The 20,674-nt window shown below is 52.2% G+C and carries 18 protein-coding genes; 9 read left to right on the top strand and 9 right to left on the bottom strand.

Translation table 11 applies throughout. The annotated features are described in order from the left end of the window. Nucleotides 1-28: 28 nt before the first annotated feature. Together arsC and bepA are read right to left on the bottom strand one after the other, a co-directional pair. Nucleotides 29-388, bottom strand: coding sequence for an arsenate reductase (glutaredoxin) (gene arsC, locus D9734_RS11105; RefSeq protein ID WP_130207459.1), 360 nt, complete (start codon nucleotides 386-388; stop codon nucleotides 29-31). A 20-nt stretch (nucleotides 389-408) separates the two neighbouring features. Further along, nucleotides 409-1,872: a beta-barrel assembly-enhancing protease gene (gene bepA / locus D9734_RS11100; RefSeq protein ID WP_130207457.1), complete on the bottom strand. Its 1,464-nt coding sequence runs from the start codon at nucleotides 1,870-1,872 to the stop codon at nucleotides 409-411. A gap of 212 nt (nucleotides 1,873-2,084) precedes the next feature. Between bepA and D9734_RS11095 the strand changes: the two genes are divergently transcribed. Further along, nucleotides 2,085-3,146: an AI-2E family transporter gene (locus tag D9734_RS11095; protein ID WP_130207455.1), complete on the top strand. Its 1,062-nt coding sequence runs from the start codon at nucleotides 2,085-2,087 to the stop codon at nucleotides 3,144-3,146. A gap of 108 nt (nucleotides 3,147-3,254) precedes the next feature. On the opposite strand, the gene bcp is transcribed toward D9734_RS11095, so the two are convergent. Further along, the gene (gene bcp / locus D9734_RS11090; protein WP_130207453.1) at nucleotides 3,255-3,725 is read right to left on the bottom strand and encodes a thioredoxin-dependent thiol peroxidase; all 471 of its coding nucleotides are present in this window, start codon (nucleotides 3,723-3,725) and stop codon (nucleotides 3,255-3,257) included. Further along, entirely contained in the window at nucleotides 3,725-4,297 is a 573-nt protein-coding gene (locus tag D9734_RS11085) for a glycine cleavage system transcriptional repressor (protein WP_130207451.1), read from the bottom strand. The genes bcp and D9734_RS11085 overlap by 1 nt, the downstream gene beginning before the upstream one ends. A 146-nt stretch (nucleotides 4,298-4,443) precedes the next feature. Between D9734_RS11085 and dapA the strand changes: the two genes are divergently transcribed. The 6 genes from dapA to ypfH all read left to right on the top strand — a co-directional run bounded on the left by dapA (nucleotide 4,444) and on the right by ypfH (nucleotide 11,128). Beyond that, nucleotides 4,444-5,322, top strand: coding sequence for a 4-hydroxy-tetrahydrodipicolinate synthase (gene dapA / locus D9734_RS11080; RefSeq protein WP_130207449.1), 879 nt, complete (start codon nucleotides 4,444-4,446; stop codon nucleotides 5,320-5,322). Between the two features lie 16 nt (nucleotides 5,323-5,338). After that, nucleotides 5,339-6,373 carry an outer membrane protein assembly factor BamC gene (gene bamC, locus D9734_RS11075; protein ID WP_130207447.1) on the top strand — a complete coding sequence of 345 codons (1,035 nt, stop codon included), beginning with the start codon at nucleotides 5,339-5,341 and terminating at the stop codon, nucleotides 6,371-6,373. 211 nt (nucleotides 6,374-6,584) lie between these two features. Next, nucleotides 6,585-7,298: a phosphoribosylaminoimidazolesuccinocarboxamide synthase gene (gene purC, locus D9734_RS11070; RefSeq protein WP_065225426.1), complete on the top strand. Its 714-nt coding sequence runs from the start codon at nucleotides 6,585-6,587 to the stop codon at nucleotides 7,296-7,298. Nucleotides 7,299-7,465: 167 nt separating this feature from the next. Beyond that, nucleotides 7,466-8,329 carry a neutral zinc metallopeptidase gene (locus D9734_RS11065; protein WP_130207445.1) on the top strand — a complete coding sequence of 288 codons (864 nt, stop codon included), beginning with the start codon at nucleotides 7,466-7,468 and terminating at the stop codon, nucleotides 8,327-8,329. A gap of 14 nt (nucleotides 8,330-8,343) precedes the next feature. Further along, nucleotides 8,344-10,359 carry a tRNA cytosine(34) acetyltransferase TmcA gene (gene tmcA, locus D9734_RS11060; RefSeq protein ID WP_130207443.1) on the top strand — a complete coding sequence of 672 codons (2,016 nt, stop codon included), beginning with the start codon at nucleotides 8,344-8,346 and terminating at the stop codon, nucleotides 10,357-10,359. Nucleotides 10,360-10,432: 73 nt separating this feature from the next. Next, nucleotides 10,433-11,128 carry an esterase gene (ypfH, locus tag D9734_RS11055; protein WP_130207441.1) on the top strand — a complete coding sequence of 232 codons (696 nt, stop codon included), beginning with the start codon at nucleotides 10,433-10,435 and terminating at the stop codon, nucleotides 11,126-11,128. Between the two features lie 97 nt (nucleotides 11,129-11,225). Here ypfH and D9734_RS11050 read toward each other — a convergent pair whose 3' ends face one another. Genes D9734_RS11050 through D9734_RS11040 form a run of 3 tightly spaced genes read right to left on the bottom strand, consistent with a single transcriptional unit; the run spans nucleotide 11,226 to nucleotide 12,941 of the window. Continuing rightward, complete coding sequence (locus tag D9734_RS11050) at nucleotides 11,226-11,426, bottom strand: YpfN family protein (RefSeq protein ID WP_000383836.1); 201 nt, start codon at nucleotides 11,424-11,426, stop codon at nucleotides 11,226-11,228. Between the two features lie 27 nt (nucleotides 11,427-11,453). Beyond that, the gene (dapE, locus tag D9734_RS11045; RefSeq protein WP_130207439.1) at nucleotides 11,454-12,581 is read right to left on the bottom strand and encodes a succinyl-diaminopimelate desuccinylase; all 1,128 of its coding nucleotides are present in this window, start codon (nucleotides 12,579-12,581) and stop codon (nucleotides 11,454-11,456) included. A 3-nt stretch (nucleotides 12,582-12,584) separates the two neighbouring features. After that, entirely contained in the window at nucleotides 12,585-12,941 is a 357-nt protein-coding gene (locus tag D9734_RS11040; protein WP_130207437.1) for an ArsC family reductase, read from the bottom strand. A 378-nt stretch (nucleotides 12,942-13,319) separates the two neighbouring features. Here D9734_RS11040 and ypfM point away from each other — a divergent pair, with 378 nt between their 5' ends. Beyond that, nucleotides 13,320-13,379 carry a protein YpfM gene (ypfM, locus tag D9734_RS11035; RefSeq protein ID WP_001386977.1) on the top strand — a complete coding sequence of 20 codons (60 nt, stop codon included), beginning with the start codon at nucleotides 13,320-13,322 and terminating at the stop codon, nucleotides 13,377-13,379. Between the two features lie 92 nt (nucleotides 13,380-13,471). On the opposite strand, the gene acrD is transcribed toward ypfM, so the two are convergent. After that, nucleotides 13,472-16,585 carry a multidrug efflux RND transporter permease AcrD gene (acrD, locus tag D9734_RS11030; RefSeq protein ID WP_130207435.1) on the bottom strand — a complete coding sequence of 1,038 codons (3,114 nt, stop codon included), beginning with the start codon at nucleotides 16,583-16,585 and terminating at the stop codon, nucleotides 13,472-13,474. 163 nt (nucleotides 16,586-16,748) lie between these two features. After that, nucleotides 16,749-18,449, bottom strand: a complete 1,701-nt coding sequence (gene narQ / locus D9734_RS11025) for a nitrate/nitrite two-component system sensor histidine kinase NarQ (protein ID WP_130207433.1) — start codon at nucleotides 18,447-18,449, stop codon at nucleotides 16,749-16,751. Nucleotides 18,450-18,654: 205 nt separating this feature from the next. Between narQ and aegA the strand changes: the two genes are divergently transcribed. Next, nucleotides 18,655-20,634, top strand: a complete 1,980-nt coding sequence (gene aegA / locus D9734_RS11020; protein ID WP_130207431.1) for a formate-dependent uric acid utilization protein AegA — start codon at nucleotides 18,655-18,657, stop codon at nucleotides 20,632-20,634. The last annotated feature ends 40 nt before the right edge of the window (nucleotides 20,635-20,674 follow it).

The raw sequence follows: 20,674 nt of genomic DNA, 5'->3' as shown, positions 1-20,674 counted from the left end.
TATGCCTTAGCTACCGAAGGGGTACATCTTAACCCACGATTTCCAGCACTTGCTCCGGTGGGCGACCAATACGCGCTTTGCCATTCACGACCACAATCGGGCGTTCCATCAGCTTCGGATTATCCACCATCGCCTGAATCAGCGCCTCTTCGCTAAGCGAACTGTCTGCAAGATTCAGCGCTTTATAAAGGTCCTCTTTCTGGCGCATCAGTTCACGGGCGCTATTCATACCCAACATTTTCAGCAAATTACGTAGCGTTGCCGCATCGGCGGGTGTCTCAAGATAGAGCACCACTTCCGGCTCCACACCATTTTCTTTCAGCAGGTTCAGCGTTTCACGGCTCTTTGAGCAGCGTGGGTTGTGGTAGATTTTTACCTGTTTGGTCATTGTTCTTCCTTTAATGCGAATTACATCTTGGTATAAGGCTTAAAGCGTTCCTGCAACTGGCGCAACTGGTCGATGCGCGCATCGTAACGCGCTTGTTGTAGGCTGCCTAATTTCACCTGCGAACTTGCGCTACTTAACAGAGAAATGGCCTGGTCGAGTCGCCCGGCCAGCGCATAACCTTCTGCTCGCGCAGCCAGTTCCTGATCGCGGTTATTTAGCGCGGCCTCCGCCTGTGCCAGCAAATCCCAGCCATTGCTGTCATCTTTATTATTAAAAGTATAGCGATTCAGAATATTGGCCGCTTCCTGCGGTTGACCGCCTTGCAGATACGCGTTTGCCAGGTTGAGCTGCAACACCGGACTGGTGCGTAAATCGCGGGCATTTTTCAGCCTATTGATCGCGTCATTGGCTTTGTGTTGCCCAAGGTCAATATCGGTTGCCAGATCGAGAAACCATGCGTTAGTCGGTTCTGCCGCCAATAATGGCTGAAGCGTTTTCCGTGCTTCATCGAATTTATTGGCTACCATCGCCTGTAAAGCACGGCCATACTGTGCCGCCCGTTGCTGACGAACATTGCCTTTCGCCCATTCATCCAGCAAGTCGCTGGTGAGCTGATTACGTCCGGAATTGTACATCCCTAGAGTACGCGCTTTCGCCAGATAGAAATCTTCTGACGATTGCACCACCATCGGGCGCATCTGATTAGCACGGTTACGAGCATCAGCCAGACGGCTTTCCGGCAACGGGTGAGTCAGCAAAATTTCCGGCGGACGCGAAGAGTAACGCGCCTGATCGAGCAATTTTTCGAGGAAGGTCGGCATCGCCTGCGGATCGAACCCCGAGCGTTGCAGCACCTGAATCCCAATGCGGTCTGCTTCCTGTTCGTTTTGCTGGGTGAAGCTGATCATCCCCTGGCGTGTTCCCGCCAGCGTACCGGTCAGCGCTGCCATTCCCGCCTGGGGGCTGGCCATCGCCAGTAAAATAGAACCTAACGCCCCGACCCAGGTGAGTGGTGCGCTACGTTGCTGATCTTCCATCGCTCGCGCCAGGTGTCGCTGGGTGACGTGGGAGATTTCATGCGCCATAACCGAAGCCAGTTGGCTTTCGTTATCGGAATAACGGAACAGGGCAGAATGCAGCACTACGTTGCCGCCAAAGAAAGCAAAGGCGTTAATTTCGTCGTTATTGATCAGAAAGAAATGGAATGGCGTCTTAACTGAATTGGCATGCGAAACCAGACGCATCCCCAGCGAGTTAATGTATTGCGTTAATAGCGGATCATTAATTAACGGCGCGCTGCCGCGTAACTGGCGAACATAATAGTCGCCCATTTGCATTTCCTGACCAATGGAAAGCGTGCTTCCTGCGGAGGTTCCCATATCCGGCAAGGTGTCTGCGCTATCGGCAAACGCCGGGGCTACCTGACCGAGGGTCACAGCAGCAATGAGGGTAGCAACCAGGTTTTTTTTCAACTGCCTGAACATAACCTCTGTCCTGTATTTCTGGAGATAGTCATTTGACCGATACTGTGAAATATCGTTCCCACCGCGCCGTCTTTGAGTGTAACGGTGAAGATTAACCCACTCAAATGACTTTTTAGTTTCCTGAATCCGTCATAAAAAGCGAAGTCTTTTTTGTGACATTTCGATACAATTGCGGATCGCAATCCCCCTCTTGAGGTTCAGGGAAGGTCTTTATGCTCGAAATGTTGATGCAATGGTATCGCCGCCGTTTTAGCGACCCGGAAGCGATTGCCTTGCTGGTTATTTTAGTTGCCGGTTTTGGCATTATCTTTTTCTTTAGTGGATTACTCGCGCCGCTGCTGGTGGCTATTGTGCTGGCCTATTTGCTGGAATGGCCCACTGTGCGCCTGCAATCTATTGGCTGTTCCCGCCGTTGGGCGACGTCGATTGTGCTGGTCCTGTTTGTTGGCATCCTGCTACTGATGGCATTTGTGGTCATGCCTATCGCCTGGCAACAGGGCATTTATTTAATCCGCGATATGCCGGGCATGCTCAATAAGCTTTCTGATTTTGCCGCCACGTTGCCGCGCCGCTATCCGGCGTTGATGGACGCGGGCATTATTGATGCGATGGCTGAGAATATGCGTAGCCGGATGCTTACCATGGGCGATTCAGTGGTGAAAATCTCCCTCGCCTCGCTGGTCGGTTTGCTGACCATTGCCGTCTATCTGGTGCTGGTGCCATTGATGGTCTTCTTCCTGCTGAAAGACAAAGAGCAAATGCTGAATGCCGTTCGTCGGGTGCTGCCGCGCAACCGTGGGCTGGCAGGGCAGGTGTGGAAGGAGATGAACCAGCAAATCACCAACTACATCCGTGGCAAGGTACTGGAGATGATCGTGGTGGGGATCGCCACCTGGCTGGGATTCTTACTCTTTGGGCTGAACTATTCGCTGCTGCTGGCGGTGCTGGTTGGTTTCTCGGTGCTTATTCCGTACATTGGCGCATTTGTGGTGACCATTCCGGTGGTCGGCGTGGCGCTATTCCAGTTTGGCGCTGGCACCGAGTTCTGGAGCTGCTTCGCGGTGTATCTGATTATCCAGGCGCTGGACGGTAACTTACTCGTACCGGTGTTGTTCTCTGAAGCCGTGAACCTGCATCCGCTAGTGATTATTTTATCGGTGGTGATTTTCGGCGGGCTGTGGGGATTCTGGGGCGTATTCTTCGCTATCCCACTGGCAACGCTAATCAAAGCAGTAATCCATGCCTGGCCGGATGGTCAAATCCCGCAAGAGTAATCTTCAGCGAAAAGGGCTTTGAAACGAGTGTCGCAGGGCGTGATTTACATCACCGGATGTGAAATGTGCTGGCCGCAAGCGCAGCCAGCACGGAATGGAGCAAAGTAATCAGGCGTGTTCTTTTAGCCAGTTAAGCACTACGTCGTGGTGATTGCTGGTTTTGAAATCGTCAAATACGTGTTCGATTTTGCCGTTGGCATCGATCAGGAAGCTGATACGGTGAATACCATCGTAGGTTTTGCCCATGAAAGACTTCTCGCCCCAGACGCCGAATTGTTCGCATACCTGGTGGTCTTCATCGGACAGAAGCGTAAAGTTAAGCAGTTCTTTATCTGCGAAACGGGAAAGTTTTTCAGGTTTATCGGTGCTGATACCGAGCACATCAACGCCCGCTTTTTTTAACTCTTCCATGTTATCGCGTAAGCCGCAGGCCTGTACGGTACAGCCGGGGGTCATGGCTTTCGGGTAGAAATAAACCAGAACACGCTGTCCCTGGAAGTCGGTCAAATTAACTTGTTCTCCGTCTTGGTCCGGCAAGCTAAATTTCGGTGCGATGTCACCGGCTTTCAGTGGATTCATTAATTAACTCCATCCTGTTCATCATGTTGGGAATAGTTGACGACGTTAATACTGCCTTGCGCATTGAGTTCTGTACATAGTGCTTTGAACGCTTGCTCAATATTTGCTGAGTCCGCAGACGCCGGGCTGTGGGCGGTAATCTGAATATGTAGCTGCGCAGCCCTTTCATTTTCAGCAGGTTGCGTGCGTGACACCAGTTCTGCAATGTTCATATGGTGCGCGTCGAAAAGTGCTGTGAAGCGCTCAATTAAATGCGGGGAGTCCGCCACATCGACCTGAACCCAGACAGATGCGGGCATAGGTGGACGTGGGCGAGCGGTCGTTCGTTTCATCACGATTAAAAGATCCAGCTCGGCGCCTTTCAACGGTAACGTTGATTCAATCAAGGTGATGGCGTTCCATGAACCGGAAAGCAGCATGATAAACGTGAACTCTTCTCCCAACATCGCCAGGCGACTGTCTTCGATATTACAGCCGCAACTACTGACATGACGGGTGATGGTATTCACAATTCCTGGGCGATCGGCACCCAGCGCAGTGATCACCAGATAATGTTGCGATGACAGTGTCAAACTGGTTATTCCTTTAAGGGGGTGAGATGTTCCTAAGGAAAGCATAAAAAAAACATGCATACAACAATCAGAACGGTTCTGTTTGCTTGCTTTTAATGCCATACCAAACGTACCATTGAGACACTTGTTTGCACAGAGGATGGCCCATGTTCACGGGAAGTATTGTCGCGATTGTTACTCCGATGGATGAAAAAGGTAATGTCTGTCGGGCTAGCTTAAAAAAACTGATTGATTATCATGTCGCCAGCGGTACTTCGGCGATCGTTTCTGTTGGTACTACTGGTGAGTCCGCCACTCTGAACCATGACGAGCATGTCGATGTCGTGATGATGACGCTGGAGCTGGCTGATGGGCGCATTCCGGTGATTGCCGGGACCGGTGCTAACGCCACCACAGAAGCCATTAACCTGACGCAGCGCTTCAACGACAGCGGTGTTGTTGGCTGCCTGACGGTAACCCCTTATTACAACCGCCCATCGCAAGAAGGTCTGTATCAGCATTTCAAAGCCATCGCTGAACATACTGACCTGCCGCAAATTCTGTATAATGTGCCGTCCCGTACTGGTTGCGATCTGCTACCAGAAACGGTGGGCCGTCTGGCGAAAGTAAAAAATATTGTCGGAATCAAAGAAGCAACAGGGAACTTAACGCGGGTAAACCAGATCAAAGAGCTGGTTTCAGACGATTTTGTTCTGCTGAGCGGCGATGATGCGAGCGCGCTGGATTTCATGCAGTTAGGCGGTCATGGCGTAATTTCCGTTACGGCTAACGTCGCAGCGCGAGATATGGCCCAGATGTGCAAACTGGCGGCAGAAGGGCATTTTGCCGAGGCTCGCGTTATTAATCAGCGTCTGATGCCATTACACAACAAACTATTTGTCGAACCCAATCCAATCCCTGTGAAATGGGCATGTAAGGAACTGGGTCTTGTGGCGACCGATACGCTACGCCTGCCAATGACGCCAATCACCGACAGTGGTCGTGAGACGGTCAGAGCGGCGCTTAAGCATGCCGGTTTGCTGTAAAGTTTAGGGAGATTTGATGGCTTACTCTGTACAAAAGTCGCGCCTGGCGAAGGTTGCGGGTGTTTCGCTTGTTCTTTTACTCGCAGCCTGTAGTTCGGACTCACGTTATAAGCGTCAGGTGAGCGGCGATGAAGCCTACCTGGAAGCGGCACCGCTTGCAGAACTTCACGCCCCGGCAGGAATGATTTTGCCGGTGACCTCCGGCGACTATGCGATTCCAGTAACTAACGGTAGTGGCGCAGTTGGCAAAGCGTTAGATATTCGTCCACCAGCCCAGCCGCTGGCGCTGGTTTCAGGTGCGCGTACCCAGTTCACGGGCGATACCGCTTCGCTGCTGGTGGAAAATGGTCGTGGCAATACTCTGTGGCCGCAGGTCGTTAGCGTGCTGCAGGCGAAAAACTATACCATTACCCAACGCGATGATGCCGGTCAGACTCTGACCACCGATTGGGTACAATGGAACCGTCTTGACGAAGACGAGCAATATCGTGGTCGTTATCAAATCTCCGTTAAACCGCAGGGTTACCAGCAGGCGGTAACGGTGAAATTGCTGAACCTGGAGCAGGCTGGCAAGCCGGTTGCAGATGCGGCGTCTATGCAGCGTTACAGTGCTGAGATGATGAACGTCATTTCCGCTGGCCTGGATAAATCCGTCACTGACGCGGCTAATGCGGCGCAAAACCGTGCTTCCACAACAATGGATGTACAAAGCGGCGCTGACGACACTGGTTTACCGATGCTGGTCGTGCGTGGTCCGTTCAACGTAGTATGGCAACGTCTGCCTGCTGCGCTGGAAAAAGTGGGCATGAAAGTGACCGACAGCACTCGTTCACAGGGCAGCATGGCCGTAACTTACAAGCCACTGTCTGACAGCGACTGGCAGGAACTGGGCGCCCGTGATCCTGAACTGGCATCCGGCGACTACAAATTGCAGGTCGGTGATTTAGATAACCGCAGCAGCTTACAGTTTATTGATCCAAAAGGTCATACGCTGACCCAAAGCCAAAACGACGCACTGGTATCAGTCTTCCAGGCTGCGTTTAGCAAGTAAAAATACAGGGCTGGAGTCATCCGGCCCTTTTTTCTGATATGATACGCAAACGTGTGCGTCAGCAGAAAAACGCGATTTTAGCGTTAATTCGCACGAAATTTGTTTGTCGGCGTAGGTCGGTTAAGGCGTTCACGGTACAGCCGACAAAACGACAGGCACACCAGACAGCAAAAGATTTTAAAACGTTAATTCACACCCAGGAGTGATAAAGATGCAAAAGCAAGCTGAGTTGTATCGTGGTAAAGCGAAAACCGTATACAGCACGGAAAACCCGGATCTGTTGGTGCTCGAATTCCGCAATGATACGTCAGCAGGGGATGGCGCGCGCATTGAGCAGTTTGATCGCAAAGGTATGGTGAACAACAAGTTCAACTACTTCATTATGAGCAAACTGACTGAAGCGGGTATCCCGACTCAAATGGAGCGTCTGCTCTCTGATACCGAATGTCTGGTGAAAAAACTGGATATGGTGCCGGTTGAATGTGTCGTGCGTAACCGTGCTGCTGGCTCTCTGGTGAAACGTCTTGGAATCGAAGAAGGTATTGAGCTGAACCCACCGCTGTTCGATCTGTTCCTGAAAAACGACGCCATGCACGATCCGATGGTCAACGAATCTTACTGCGAAACCTTTGGCTGGGTAAGCAAAGAGAACCTGGCGCGCATGAAAGAGCTGACCTACAAAGCGAACGACGTGCTGAAAAAACTGTTCGACGATGCCGGTCTGATTCTGGTCGATTTCAAGCTGGAGTTTGGTCTGTACAAAGGCGAAGTGGTACTGGGTGATGAGTTCTCCCCGGACGGTAGCCGCCTGTGGGACAAAGAAACGCTGGAGAAAATGGACAAAGACCGTTTCCGCCAGAGCCTCGGTGGCCTGATCGAAGCCTATGAAGCCGTCGCCCGCCGCCTGGGTGTACAGCTGGACTGATTTTTCTGTTCATCGTCTTGCCGTGCTGCTGGCACGGCACGACAACCGCTCTCGTAAGATGTGCATTGAACGCTCATTCCTCCATCATTTCCTCCCGTTTTCCTGTGGTAATCTTCCCCTGAACCACCTACGATCATTCCTATAATGAATATATTGTTGAGGTATCTATGCGCTGGCAAGGGCGTCGTGAAAGTGACAATGTTGAAGACAGGCGAAACAGTTCCGGTGGTCCGTCAATGGGCGGTCCCGGTTTTCGCCTACCAACCGGTAAAGGCGGGTTAATTTTACTGGTGGTTGTGTTGGTCGCTGGCTACTATGGTGTTGATTTAACTGGATTGATGACCGGGCAGCCCGTTTCCCAACAGCAATCAACGCGTTCAATTAGCCCAAATGAAGACGAAGCGGCAAAATTCACTTCGGTGATTCTGGCAACCACGGAAGACACCTGGGGACAGCAATTCGAGAAGATGGGTAAGACCTACCAGCAACCGAAGCTGGTCATGTACCGTGGAATGACTCGCACCGGTTGCGGGGCGGGGCAGTCCATTATGGGACCGTTTTATTGCCCGGCGGATGGCACAGTCTATATCGATCTCTCCTTCTATGATGACATGAAAGACAAACTGGGCGCGGATGGTGATTTTGCTCAAGGGTACGTTATCGCCCATGAAGTCGGTCATCACGTGCAGAAACTGTTAGGTATCGAGCCGAAAGTCCGTCAACTACAACAAAACGCGACGCAAGCGGAAGCCAACCGCTTATCTGTGCGTATGGAACTCCAGGCCGACTGCTTTGCCGGTGTCTGGGGGCATAGCATGCAGCAGCAAGGCGTTCTGGAAACCGGCGATCTGGAAGAGGCGCTGAACGCGGCGCAGGCCATCGGCGATGACCGTTTACAACAGCAAAGTCAGGGGCAGGTGGTGCCAGACAGCTTTACCCATGGTACATCTCAGCAGCGCTACAGCTGGTTTAAACGTGGTTTCGACAGCGGCGATCCGGCACAATGCAATACTTTTGGTAAAAGCATTTAACTTCCGGGGCAGGGATGGCTGAACTGACTGCGCTTCACACATTAACAGCGCAAATGAAACGTGAAGGGATTCGCCGCTTGTTAGTGTTGAGCGGTGAAGGAAGCTGGTGCGGTGAGTATGCGCTTAAGCTGCGTGACGTATTACCGGGCGACTGGCTGTGGGTTTCGCCGCAGCCAGCTTCTGAAAACCACTGTACGCCATCAGCGCTACAAACTTTACTTGGGCGCGAGTTTCAGCATGCGGTATTCGACGCCCGCCAGGGTTTTGATGCCGCCGCTTTTGCGGCACTTAGCGGAACGCTGAACGCGGGAAGCTGGCTGGTGTTGTTGCTCCCTGCGTGGGAAGAATGGGAAAACCATCCTGATGTCGATTCGCTGCGCTGGAGTGATTGCCCAGGTCCTATTGCGACTCCGCATTTTGTCCAACATCTCAAACGCGTACTTGCGGCGGATAACAACGCTATCCTCTGGCGACAAAATCAGCCGTTCAAGTTGGCGCATTTTGCTCCTTATCCAGACTGGCGTCCTGCTACTGGCGAGCCGCAACCAGAACAACAGCACATATTACAGCAACTGCTGACCATGCCGCCGGGCGTGGCTGCGGTAACTGCTGCGCGCGGGCGCGGTAAGTCGGCGCTGGCGGGGCAACTCATTTCCCGTATCTCTGGCAGTGCGATTGTTACAGCACCTGCGAAGGCTGCAACGGATGTGCTGGCGCAGTTTGCGGGCGAGAAGTATCGCTTTGTGGCGCCAGATGCCTTATTAGCCAGTGATGAAAAAGCCGACTGGCTGGTGGTTGACGAAGCCGCAGCCATTCCTGCACCACTGTTGCATCAGCTTGTATCGCGTTTCTCACGCACTTTGTTAACTACAACGGTACAGGGCTATGAAGGCACCGGACGTGGTTTTTTGCTGAAATTTTGCGCCCGCTTTCCGCATTTACACCGTTTTGAACTGCAACAGCCGATCCGCTGGGCGCAGGGATGCCCGCTGGAAAAAATAGTCAGTGAGGCACTGGTTTTTGACGACGAAAACTTCACTCACGAACCACAAGGTGACATCGTCATTTCTGCTTTTGAACAGACGTTATGGCGAAGCGAACCAGAAACGCCGTTAAAGGTATATCAGCTATTGTCTGGCGCGCATTACCGGACATCACCGCTGGATTTACGCCGGATGATGGATGCACCAGGGCAACATTTTTTAAAGGCGGCTGGCGAAAACGAGATCGCCGGGGCGCTGTGGCTGGTGGATGAGGGCGGATTATCTCAAGAACTCAGTCAGGCGGTATGGGCGGGTTTTCGTCGCCCGCGGGGTAATCTGGTGGCCCAGTCGCTGGCGGCGCACGGCAGCAATCCACAGGCGGCGACATTGCGCGGACGGCGGGTCAGCCGGATTGCAGTCCATCCGGCGCGTCAGCGCGAAGGTGTTGGGCAACAGCTCATTGCCAGCGCTTTGCAATATACGCATGGCCTCGACTACCTTTCGGTAAGCTTTGGCTACACCGAGGAATTATGGCGTTTCTGGCAACGATGCGGTTTTGTGTTGGTGCGGATGGGCAATCATCGCGAAGCCAGCAGCGGCTGTTATACGGCGATGGCGTTGTTACCGATTAGCGAAGCGGGTAAACAGCTGGCAGAACGTGAGCATTTTCGTTTACGCCGCGATGCGCAAATTATCGCGCAGTGGAATGGCGAAACTATTCCAGTCGATCCGCTTAACGATATCGTGGTTACTGACGGCGACTGGCTGGAACTGGCTGGTTTTGCTTTCGCTCATCGTCCGCTTTTAACGTCATTAGGCTGTTTAATGCGTCTGCTGCAAATCAGCGAACTGACATTACCAGCGCTGCGTGGGCGCTTGCAGAAAAACGTCAGCGACGCGCAGTTATGTACCACACTTAAACTTTCGGGGCGTAAGGCGTTGTTGGCCCGTCAGCGTGAAGAGGCGGCACAGGCGCTATTCGCGCTTGGTGATACCCGCACTGAACGCCTGCGCGATCGCATAACGCAATGGCAATTTTTTCACTGACTCCTTCAATTTTATCCCATGGTCATTGTGAGTCAGCGGCGTAAAATTAATGACATCAGTTAAGGAGTTCGCCATGAAACATGACCATTTTGTTGTTCAAAGCCTGGATAAACCTGCGCAACAGTTGTTGCTGCTTTTTCACGGTGTCGGCGATAACCCGGTAGCGATGGGGGAGATCGGCAGCTGGTTTGCGCCGCTGTTCCCGGATGCGCTGGTGGTGAGTGTCGGTGGCGCGGAGCCGAGCGGTAATCCGGCGGGGCGTCAGTGGTTTTCGGTGCAGGGCATAACGGAAGATAATCGCCAGGCGCGTGTGGATGCCATCATGCCGACCTTTATTGAGACGGTGCGCTACTGGCAGAAACAGAGCGGAGTAGCGGCTAACGCCACGGCGCTAATCGGTTTCTCCCAAGGCGCGATTATGGCGCTGGAGAGCATTAAAGCCGAACCGGGCCTTGCCTCACGCGTCATTGCTTTTAACGGACGCTATGCCAGCCTGCCGGAAACCGCGTCTACAGCCACGACAATTCACTTGATTCATGGTGGTGAAGATCCGGTTATCGATTTGGCGCATGCGGTTGCGGCGCAGGAAGCGTTAATCAGTGCCGGTGGTGATGTAACGCTGGATATCGTGGAGAATTTGGGCCATGCGATCGACAATCGTAGTATGCAATTTGCCCTGGATCACTTGCGTTATACCATTCCGAAACATTATTTCGACGAAGCGCTAAGTGGTGGTAAGCCTGGCGATGATGTGATTGAAATGATGTAATAACAGCTGCGTAGGCCTGACAAGACGCGTGAGCGTCGCATCAGGCATTGTTCACCGTTGCCGGATGCGGCGTTAACGCCTTATCCGGCCCCTCAGCTTACTTCTTCGGTTGATCCTTTTTCGGCCAGTCGTCGTCATCGTCCCACTTATCGTTGAAATCACGATGCGGGGGAAGCTCCGGCTTGTTGGCGAGAAATTTCTTATGGTCGACGCGCTTGAGATCTTTAATCACGTTCAGCAGGACGCCCACCAAAAAGACAATCACCAGAATCCACCAATATTTAGCCAGCCAGTCCATGCTTATTTCCTCTTACAGAACGACTCATCAGGCGACGAGCTGTTCCATGATACGTTGATACATACGGGCAAGTAGCTGCAGGTCGGCAGCATTCACACATTCATTAATTTTATGAATGGTAGCATTGACCGGCCCGAGTTCCACCACCTGCGCCCCCATGCGAGCAATAAAGCGCCCGTCGGACGTTCCGCCTGTGGTCAATAGCTGCGGTTTAATTTCATTATAGTGCTCAACGGCGTTCACCACCGCATCCACCAGTTTACCGCGGGCGGTCAAAAATGGCTGCCCGGAAAGCCACCAATCCACTGTATAACGCAGTTGATGTTTTTCAAGCAGGGCAAGCACCTGCGCTTTGATCATTTCGTCGGTCAATTCAGTACTGAAGCGGAAGTTAAACTGCACAAACAGCTCACCCGGAATAACATTGTTACTGCCGGTTCCCGCTTGAATATTGGCAATCTGCATACTGGTTGCCGGGAAAAATTCATTCCCCTGATCCCATTCAATAGCTACTAACTCATTGAGAAATGGCGCAGCACGATGTACCGGGTTATCTGCCAGATGCGGGTAGGCCACATGCCCTTGCACGCCATGAATGGTGAGGTTGCAGGTTAACGATCCGCGACGGCCATTTTTCACTACATCGCCAACCACTTCGATACTCGACGGCTCACCGACCAGGCAGTAATCCAGCCGTTCATTACGCGCCATTAACGCTTCGACTACTTTGACCGTGCCATTGTGGGCGCTGGCTTCTTCGTCTGAGGTAATCAGAAATGCCAGTCGGCCTTTATGGTTGGGATGTTGCGCGACAAAACGTTCTGCTGCCACTACCATTGCCGCCAGCGAGCCTTTCATATCAGCCGCGCCGCGCCCGAACAACATGCCATCGCGAATGGTTGGCTCAAATGGTGGGTTGATCCAACGATCGGCATCGCCTGGAGGGACTACGTCAGTATGTCCGGCAAAGGCCAGGGTTTCTCCCTGTCCACGCCACGCCCAAAAATTCTGCGTATCCGCAAAATCCATGCGTTCAATGGTAAAACCGATTGCCTGCAGACGGTCGATCATGATTGCTTGACATCCTGCATCATCAGGACTTAAGGATGGGCGGCGAATAAGCTGCTGTGTCAGCTCAATAACCGGACACGACATAGACTACACCTCATGGAAAAATTGCTGATAACTGGATTCACTGAAACCCAGCAGCATAGGCTTCCCTGGCGCACAGAGCAATGGGCGTTTGATGATTGCAGGCATTTCAGTCATTAATGCCATAGCGGAGGCCGCATCGGTGATATTGTTGCGGGTAGCTTCGTCCAGCTTGCGCCAGGTGGTGCCACGGGTGTTAAGTAACGCTTGCCAGCCTAATTCATTGATAAAAGAGTTCAACAATTCACTGTTCAGGCCATCAACACGGTAATCGTGAAAGCGAAAGTCGATGTTATTGGTTTCCAGCCAACGACGTGCTTTTTTAATGGTGTCACAATTTTTGATACCGTAAAGGGTAACCATAATGAATCCTTTTGCGATTATTAAGAATAACTAATCATTTAACGGTCAATACATATTTCCCGCAAATGATTATCAGGCAATATAACATTATTAAGGTATTTAACTTAACAATTATTAAATGGTTGTGAGCAATTTTAATGCAATTATTAAGAATGTTCCTCTTGGTATATTTTTGTATTTTAAACAGAATTAATTCAGTATTAGAATCCGTATGAATATGTCGAAATGTTGCTGTTCATCACATAAAAATCCCTGTCACAGGGCCATAGTATTAACGTAGGCTTTACCCCGGAGGTAGTAATCACAGCAATCGAATAAATTAGCTTCACCACGGTATATTGTTTCCGTAGAATACCCATAATTATAAGAGAGGTTGTTATGATTGAACGTGAACTGGGGAACTGGAAAGACTTTATCGAAGTTATGCTTCGTAAGTAATTTTCAGAACAGGAAATGAAAGAACCTGACGTCAGGTTCTTTATCAGAGAGTTGAAAAAGGCGACACATACGTATGTCGCCTTTTTTATTGCTTATTCTGGTCGAGGCTTCAGTGGGAAGCGACGACGCACCAGCACAAAGAATAGCGGCACGAAGTAAATCGCCAGAATGGTGGCAGAAATCATCCCGCCCATTACGCCAGTACCGACGGCGTGTTGACCACCGGAACCGGCACCACTGCTGATCGCCATCGGCAATACGCCGAAGATAAACGCCAGCGATGTCATCAGAATCGGACGTAAACGCTGACGGCAGGCGTGGAGTGTCGCTTCAAACAGGTCGTGGCCTTTTTGATTCATCTCGTTGGCAAACTCAACAATTAGGATGGCGTTTTTCGCCGACAAACCAATGACTGTTAGCAGGCCAACCTGAAAGTACACATCGTTTTCCAGCCCACGCATCCAGGTTGCCAGCAGCGCGCCGATAACCCCCAGCGGTACAACCAGCATTACCGAGAACGGTACTGACCAACTTTCATAAAGTGCAGCCAGACACAGGAATACCACCAGCAATGAAATGGCGTACAGCGCCGGAGCTTGTGCTCCGGAAAGTCGTTCCTGGTACGACATCGCTGTCCACTCCAGTCCAAAGCCGTTCGGCAACTGCTTCACCAACGATTCCATAATATCCATCGCGGTACCCGTACTGACGCCCGGGGCGGCTTCCCCGACAATTTCTACCGCAGAATAGCCGTTATAGCGTTCCAGACGCGGCGAGCCTGTTTCCCAGCGAGAGGTCGCGAAGGCGGAGAAAGGCACCATGCCGCCGTCTTTGTTACGCACATACCACAGGTTAATGTCATCTGGCAGCATGCGATACGGCGCGGCAGCCTGCACATAGACTTTCTTCACGCGACCGCGATCCATAAAGTCATTCACATAGCTCGAGCCCCACGCGGTTTGCAGCGTGTCGTTAATATCGTCAATGGCAACGCCCAGTGCCTGCGCTTTGCGCTGGTCGATATCAATCTGCAATTGCGGGCTGTCGTCCAGACCGTTATGGCGCACACGAGTAAGTTCTGGGTTTTCCGCCGCGAGCGCCAGCAGCTGATTACGCGCGGCCATCAGCGCATCGTGACCAGCCCCGGCGTGGTCCTGCAACTCCATATCAAATCCAGCGGAACTGCCAAGACCGCTGATAGCAGGCGGGCTACTGGCGATAACGCGAGCTTCTTTGATTTTATTAAATTCTTTTGTTGCACGTTCGATAATGGCAAACGAGGTGCCTGTTTTACTGTCGCGTTCGCTCCAGTCTTTCAGGCGGACAAACATTCGTGCCACGTTTTGCCCGTTCCCCCCTGGGCCAGAGCCGACAGTGGCAAACACCGACATGATGTTGTCTTTCTCATGGGTGAAGTAATACTTCTCGATCTGTTCCACCACTTTCAGAGTCTGTTGCTGAGTCGAACCGCTGGGTAACTGTACCGAGGTGGTAAACATGCCACGGTCTTCCAGAGGCAGGAACGACGTCGGCAGACGCAGAAACAGGAACACCATGCCGCCTAACAGCAGGACGTAAATCAAAATCCAGCGCAGGCTGCGGTGGAGAATTTTCGCCACCCCTTTTTCGTAGCGTTCGGCGTTGCGGTTGAACATCTGGTTAAACCAGGCAAAAAAGCCTTTCTGCCCGTGATGTTCACCTTTTTTCAGTGGCTTAAGTAGCGTAGCGCACAATGCCGGAGTCAGGATCATCGCCACCAGAACCGACAGCACCATTGCCGCAACAATGGTTATAGAGAACTGGCGGTAGATAGCCCCGGTGGTGCCGCCAAAGAAGGCCATTGGCACAAATACAGCAGAAAGCACCATTGCAATCCCGACCAGTGCGCCCTGGATTTGCCCCATCGATTTACGTGTGGCTTCGCGAGGAGTGAGTCCTTCCTCACTCATAATACGTTCGACGTTTTCCACCACCACGATGGCGTCATCCACCAGCAGGCCGATAGCCAGCACCATCGCGAACATGGTTAAGGTGTTGACGCTATAGCCGAAGGCATAAAGCACCGAGAAGGTTCCCATCAACACTACCGGCACGGCGATAGTTGGAATCAGCGTAGCGCGGAAGTTTTGCAGGAACAGATACATGACGAGGAAAACCAGCGCGATAGCTTCTAACAGAGTTTTCACTACGTCTTCAATGGAGGCCTTAACAAACGAGGTGGTTTCATACGCCACCTTGTACTCCAGTCCGGGCGGGAAATACTGCGCCAGTTCATCCAGACGGTTGATCACCAGTTCTGCCGTTGCCATTTCGTTCGCACCGGAGGCCAGTTTTACCCCCAGCCCCGAGGCTGGTTTACCGTTGAAACGGCTAAGATAATCGTATTTCTCCGCTCCCATTTCGACGGTGGCGACATCACCCAGTTTCACTTCCGAACCGTCCTGATTTACCCGCAGAGTGATATCACGAAACTGTTCTGGCGTTTGCAACAGTGATTGGGCGTTAATGGTGGCGTTGAGTGCCTGGTTATCGACAGACGGCGTACCGCCAAGCTGCCCAACCGCAATCTGTGCGTTCTGCGACTCAATGGCGTCAGTGACATCTTTGGCGGTCATCTGGAAACTGTTCAGTTTTGCCGGATCCAGCCAGATACGCATCGAATATTGCGAACCGTAAGCGTCGATATCACCAACGCCGTTCACGCGGCTTAACGGGTCCTGAATATTACTGGCAACGTAATCGGCAATATCCTGTTTATCCATCGAACCATCGGTTGAGACGAAGGCAATGGTCAGAATGTTGGTATCGCCGGTTTTACGCACCGTCACGCCCTGATTTTGCACCGCCTGCGGTAGTTTACGCATGGCCGACTGCAACTGGTTCTGCACCTGTTGCACTGCTTCGTCCGGATCTGTACCAGCTTTAAAACTGAGCGTTACTGACGCCTGTCCAGTACCGCTGCTTTGTGATGACATATACATCAGGTTATCGAGGCCAGTCATATTCTGTTCGATAACCTGGGTCACGGTGTTTTCCAGCGTCTGGGCCGATGCGCCAGGATAGTTAGCGGTCACTCGCACGTTGGGGGGCGCGAGATCCGGGTACTGTTCAACGGGCAATGAGAAAATGGCCAGGGTTCCTGTCAGACACAACAGAATTGCCAGCACCCAGGCAAAAATGGGGCGATCAATAAAGAAATTCGCCATTAAAAGAGGACCTCGTAGTTCTGCGTATCGTTATGGGCATGCCTTGCTTCACTGTAGCGGCAAGGTACGAGCCAATCGTGGAGAAAAAAAGGAGATAATGTAAATTATCATGCCCTTTTATACTGAACCTAAAATGCCAGTATTTAATGAATAGTAGGCAGCATCATATCTGCTGGCTTTCCTCGCTCTCCGCAGAGCGAAAGCTAATACTCACTAACGTGCCGCCGCCGGAAGGTTGCGAAAAAGTCAGCGTCCCACCCAATCTTTCCGCGCGCTCGCGCATGATATTCAGACCATAATGACCTTCGGGTTCCTCCGGTTCACCGATGCCAATACCGTTGTCGCGAATATAAACTGTGTGATTGCCATCCGGCGCGGTGACGCAGCTAACGGCAATTTCGCTGGCGTTGGCGTGCTTCATGGCGTTCAGCACCGCTTCGCGAATAATTTGCAACAAATGCACCTGCATCTGCGCATCCAGCGCCAGGGTTGGCAGACGGCAGTCGAGCGTCAGTTTGGCGCTGGTTTGGTTTTGTAATGTATCCAGCATTTCACGCAGCGCAGAGGGAAGATCCGCTTGCTGTAGCGTCAGTCGGAAAGTGGTTAACAGCTCGCGTAACTGCCGATAAGCATCATTCAGCGCCTGGGAGAAATCGGCCATGATACTTTGTGCAGTGGCGTTATCTTCGGGTATCGAACGCTTCAGTAACGTCAACTGTATACGTAAGTAAGAAAGCACCTGGGCCAGCGAGTCGTGCAGTTCGCGGGCGATGGTCGCGCGTTCTTCCATCAACAGCAACTGCTGAAAATGCTTCTGCGCCTGATTAAAGTACAAACCGCGTCCCAGCATCGATGAAACGCTGTTAAGCAGTGGTTCTGATGATGACACGTGGCTATTTTGCCAGTGCAACTCGCCGTAAACCGTCTCTTGCATGGTGACCGGTAAAATCTGCATTGGCAGCTCAGGGTTTGGCTTCCCTTCGCTAATCCGCCAGTTATCTCCAACGTTCAGCTCCAGATATTCAGCAGCCTCATTGTCGCGAACAATCTGCAAAATATGGCGGAAACAATGCACATCAATCTGGCTGGTGTTCAGTGCCTGCGAACACTGATACAACACCTCCAGGCGACGCTTGGCCTCGTGGAGATCGCGGGTTTTTTCTTCTACTGACGCTTCCAGCGAGCGGTACAACTTATGCAGCTCGCTCGACATCTGGTTAAAGGTTTTTGCAAGCAGGCCCAGTTCATTGGGCAGGCTGGTATCCAGCGGCGGCGAGTCGAACTGCCCGTGTTCAATACGCTGACTGGCGGTAACCAGTTGATTCAGCGGGGCTACCACCTGATGGCGTATGCGGCGCAAAGTAAAAAAGACCAGCGTGAAAATACCGATGCCGCCAGCCAGTGAAATCGCCACTACCAGCAGCATTTTGCGTTCAGCGTAGTGCTGTAAAGCCAGCACAAACAGGTCTATCTGATTAACATAATTATTAATATTGGCCTGATACCACGGCAAATCACCCTTGATGAGCCGATTATTCATCTCCAGCCAGTTGGCATTCAGATGCGCATAGCGGGCTTTTACTGCCTCTGGCACATACCAGACGTTGAGATTGGTTAATACCGGTGAATGCAGTGCCTGCTGGAACAGTTGGCGGTGTGCGTTAAGCTGTGGACTTCCGCTTTGCAGATCGTAACCCAGACGATAACTCTGCATACGCAGCGATCCGGCAATATTGATAGCCTCAGCGTCGCGCAAACTGCTCGCCAGAGTTAGCAGAGCGATACCCGTGGAAAGAATCGACAGCAGCACAATGTAAAAAAAGGCCCGGGCCAGACTGGCCGAGACGGGGCGTTTGACAATCACACGCGTCTTCTCCACATAAAATAATGAATGTTACAGCTCGCTGAAACGCAATTTGATAAGCGATGAGATTATTTGATCTGCCACAGTTTATAGCGAAATAGTTACTTGTTCTGGGCACATGAACATTGCCGATCCCCGTCTAAGTCGGGTAATAACAACACTCATATAAAGAATAAGGTTTTTACAACCAAAAAAGAAGGTCGTTATGAATCGTTTTATTATGGCCAACAGTCAGCAATGTCTGGGGTGCCATGCTTGTGAAGTGGCCTGTGTGATGGCTCACAATGATGAGCAACACGTGTTGAGTCAGCACCATTTCCACCCCCGAATTACGGTTATTAAACATCAGCAGCAACGTAGCGCAGTGACTTGTCACCATTGTGAAGATGCGCCCTGCGCCCGTAGCTGCCCTAATGGCGCGATCAGCCACGTTGATGACAGCATTCAGGTCAATCAGCAAAAGTGTATTGGCTGTAAATCCTGCGTGGTGGCCTGTCCATTTGGTACGATGCAAATCGTCCTGACGCCCGTCGCGGAGGGCAAAGTTAAAGCCACCGCGCATAAATGCGACCTGTGTGCAGGGCGCGAAAACGGCCCTGCCTGTGTCGAGAATTGCCCGGCGGACGCGCTGCAACTGGTCACTGACGCTGCACTCTCCGGCATGGCGAAATCCCGCCGCCTGCGCACCGCGCGCCAGGAACATCAACCGTGGCATGCCAGTACCGCGGCACAAGAAATGCCGGTAATGAGTAAAGTCGAGCAAATGCAGGCAACGCCCGCGCGTGGCGAGCCGGATAAACTGGCGATTGAAGCGCGCAAAACTGGTTTTGATGAAATTTATCTGCCGTTTCGTGCCGACCAGGCACAACAGGAAGCCTCGCGCTGCCTGAAGTGCGGCGAGCATAGCGTCTGTGAATGGACCTGCCCGTTGCATAACCACATTCCACAATGGATTGAACTGGTGAAATCTGGAAACATCGACGCCGCCGTTGAGCTTTCTCACCAGACCAACACCCTGCCGGAAATTACCGGACGCGTCTGCCCGCAAGACCGTCTGTGCGAAGGTGCCTGTACTATTCGCGATGAGCACGGTGCGGTGACTATCGGCAATATTGAACGCTACATTTCGGATCAGGCGCTGGCGAAAGGCTGGCGTCCTGACTTAAGTCATGTCACCAAAGTCGACAAGCGAGTGGCGATTATTGGCGCGGGGCCGGCAGGGCTGGCCTGTGCGGATGTTCTGACCCGCAATGGCGTGGCGGTGACGGTGTACGATCGCCATCCAGAAATCGGTGGCTTGCTCACTTTCGGCATTCCTTCTTTCAAACTGGATAAATCCCTGCTGGCACGCCGCCGGGAGATCTTCAGCGCGATGGGGATTCACTTCGAACTCAATTGTGAAGTGGGTAAAGATGTCTCTTTGGGTTCGCTTTTGGAACAATACGACGCGGTCTTCGTTGGCGTAGGCACTTACCGTTCCATGAAAGCGGGTTTACCTAATGAAGAGGCGCCGGGCGTTTATGACGCGCTGCCGTTCCTCATTGCCAACACCAAACAGGTGATGGGACTTGAAGAGTTACCGGAAGAGCCATTTATTAATACCGCCGGGATGAATGTGGTAGTACTGGGCGGTGGGGATACCGCGATGGATTGTGTACGTACTGCGCTGCGCCACGGCGCGAGCAACGTCACCTGTGCCTACCGTCGTGATGAAGCCAACATGCCAGGCTCGAAGAAAGAGGTGAAGAACGCCCGCGAAGAGGGGGCGAACTTTGAGTTTAATGTTCAGCCAGTGGCGATTGAGCTGAATGAACAAGGTCACGTCTGCGGGATTCGTTTCCTGCGCACGCGTCTTGGCGAAGCGGATGCACAAGGGCGTCGGCGTCCGGTACCGATTGAGGGCAGTGAATTTGTGATGCCAGCCGACGCGGTGATCATGGCATTTGGCTTCAACCCGCACGGGATGCCGTGGCTGGAGTCGCACGGTGTAACGGTGGATAAGTGGGGCCGCATCGTGGCGGACGTTGAAAGCCAGTACCGTTACCAGACCACCAATCCGAAAATCTTCGCCGGTGGCGACGCCGTGCGTGGCGCGGATCTGGTGGTTACCGCAATGGCAGAAGGACGTCATGCGGCACAGGGGATCATTGACTGGCTAGGTGTAAAATCAGTCAAATCTCACTGATAGCCTACGCAGACAAACCCGACTTCACAGCGTAAGATAA

Origin of the sequence: Escherichia sp. E14S1 (assembly GCF_004211995.1) — a bacterium.
Classification (GTDB): Bacteria; Pseudomonadota; Gammaproteobacteria; order Enterobacterales; family Enterobacteriaceae; genus Escherichia.
The sequence above is the reverse complement of the archived record's forward strand: the minus strand, read 5'-3'. Positions and strand labels throughout refer to the sequence as shown.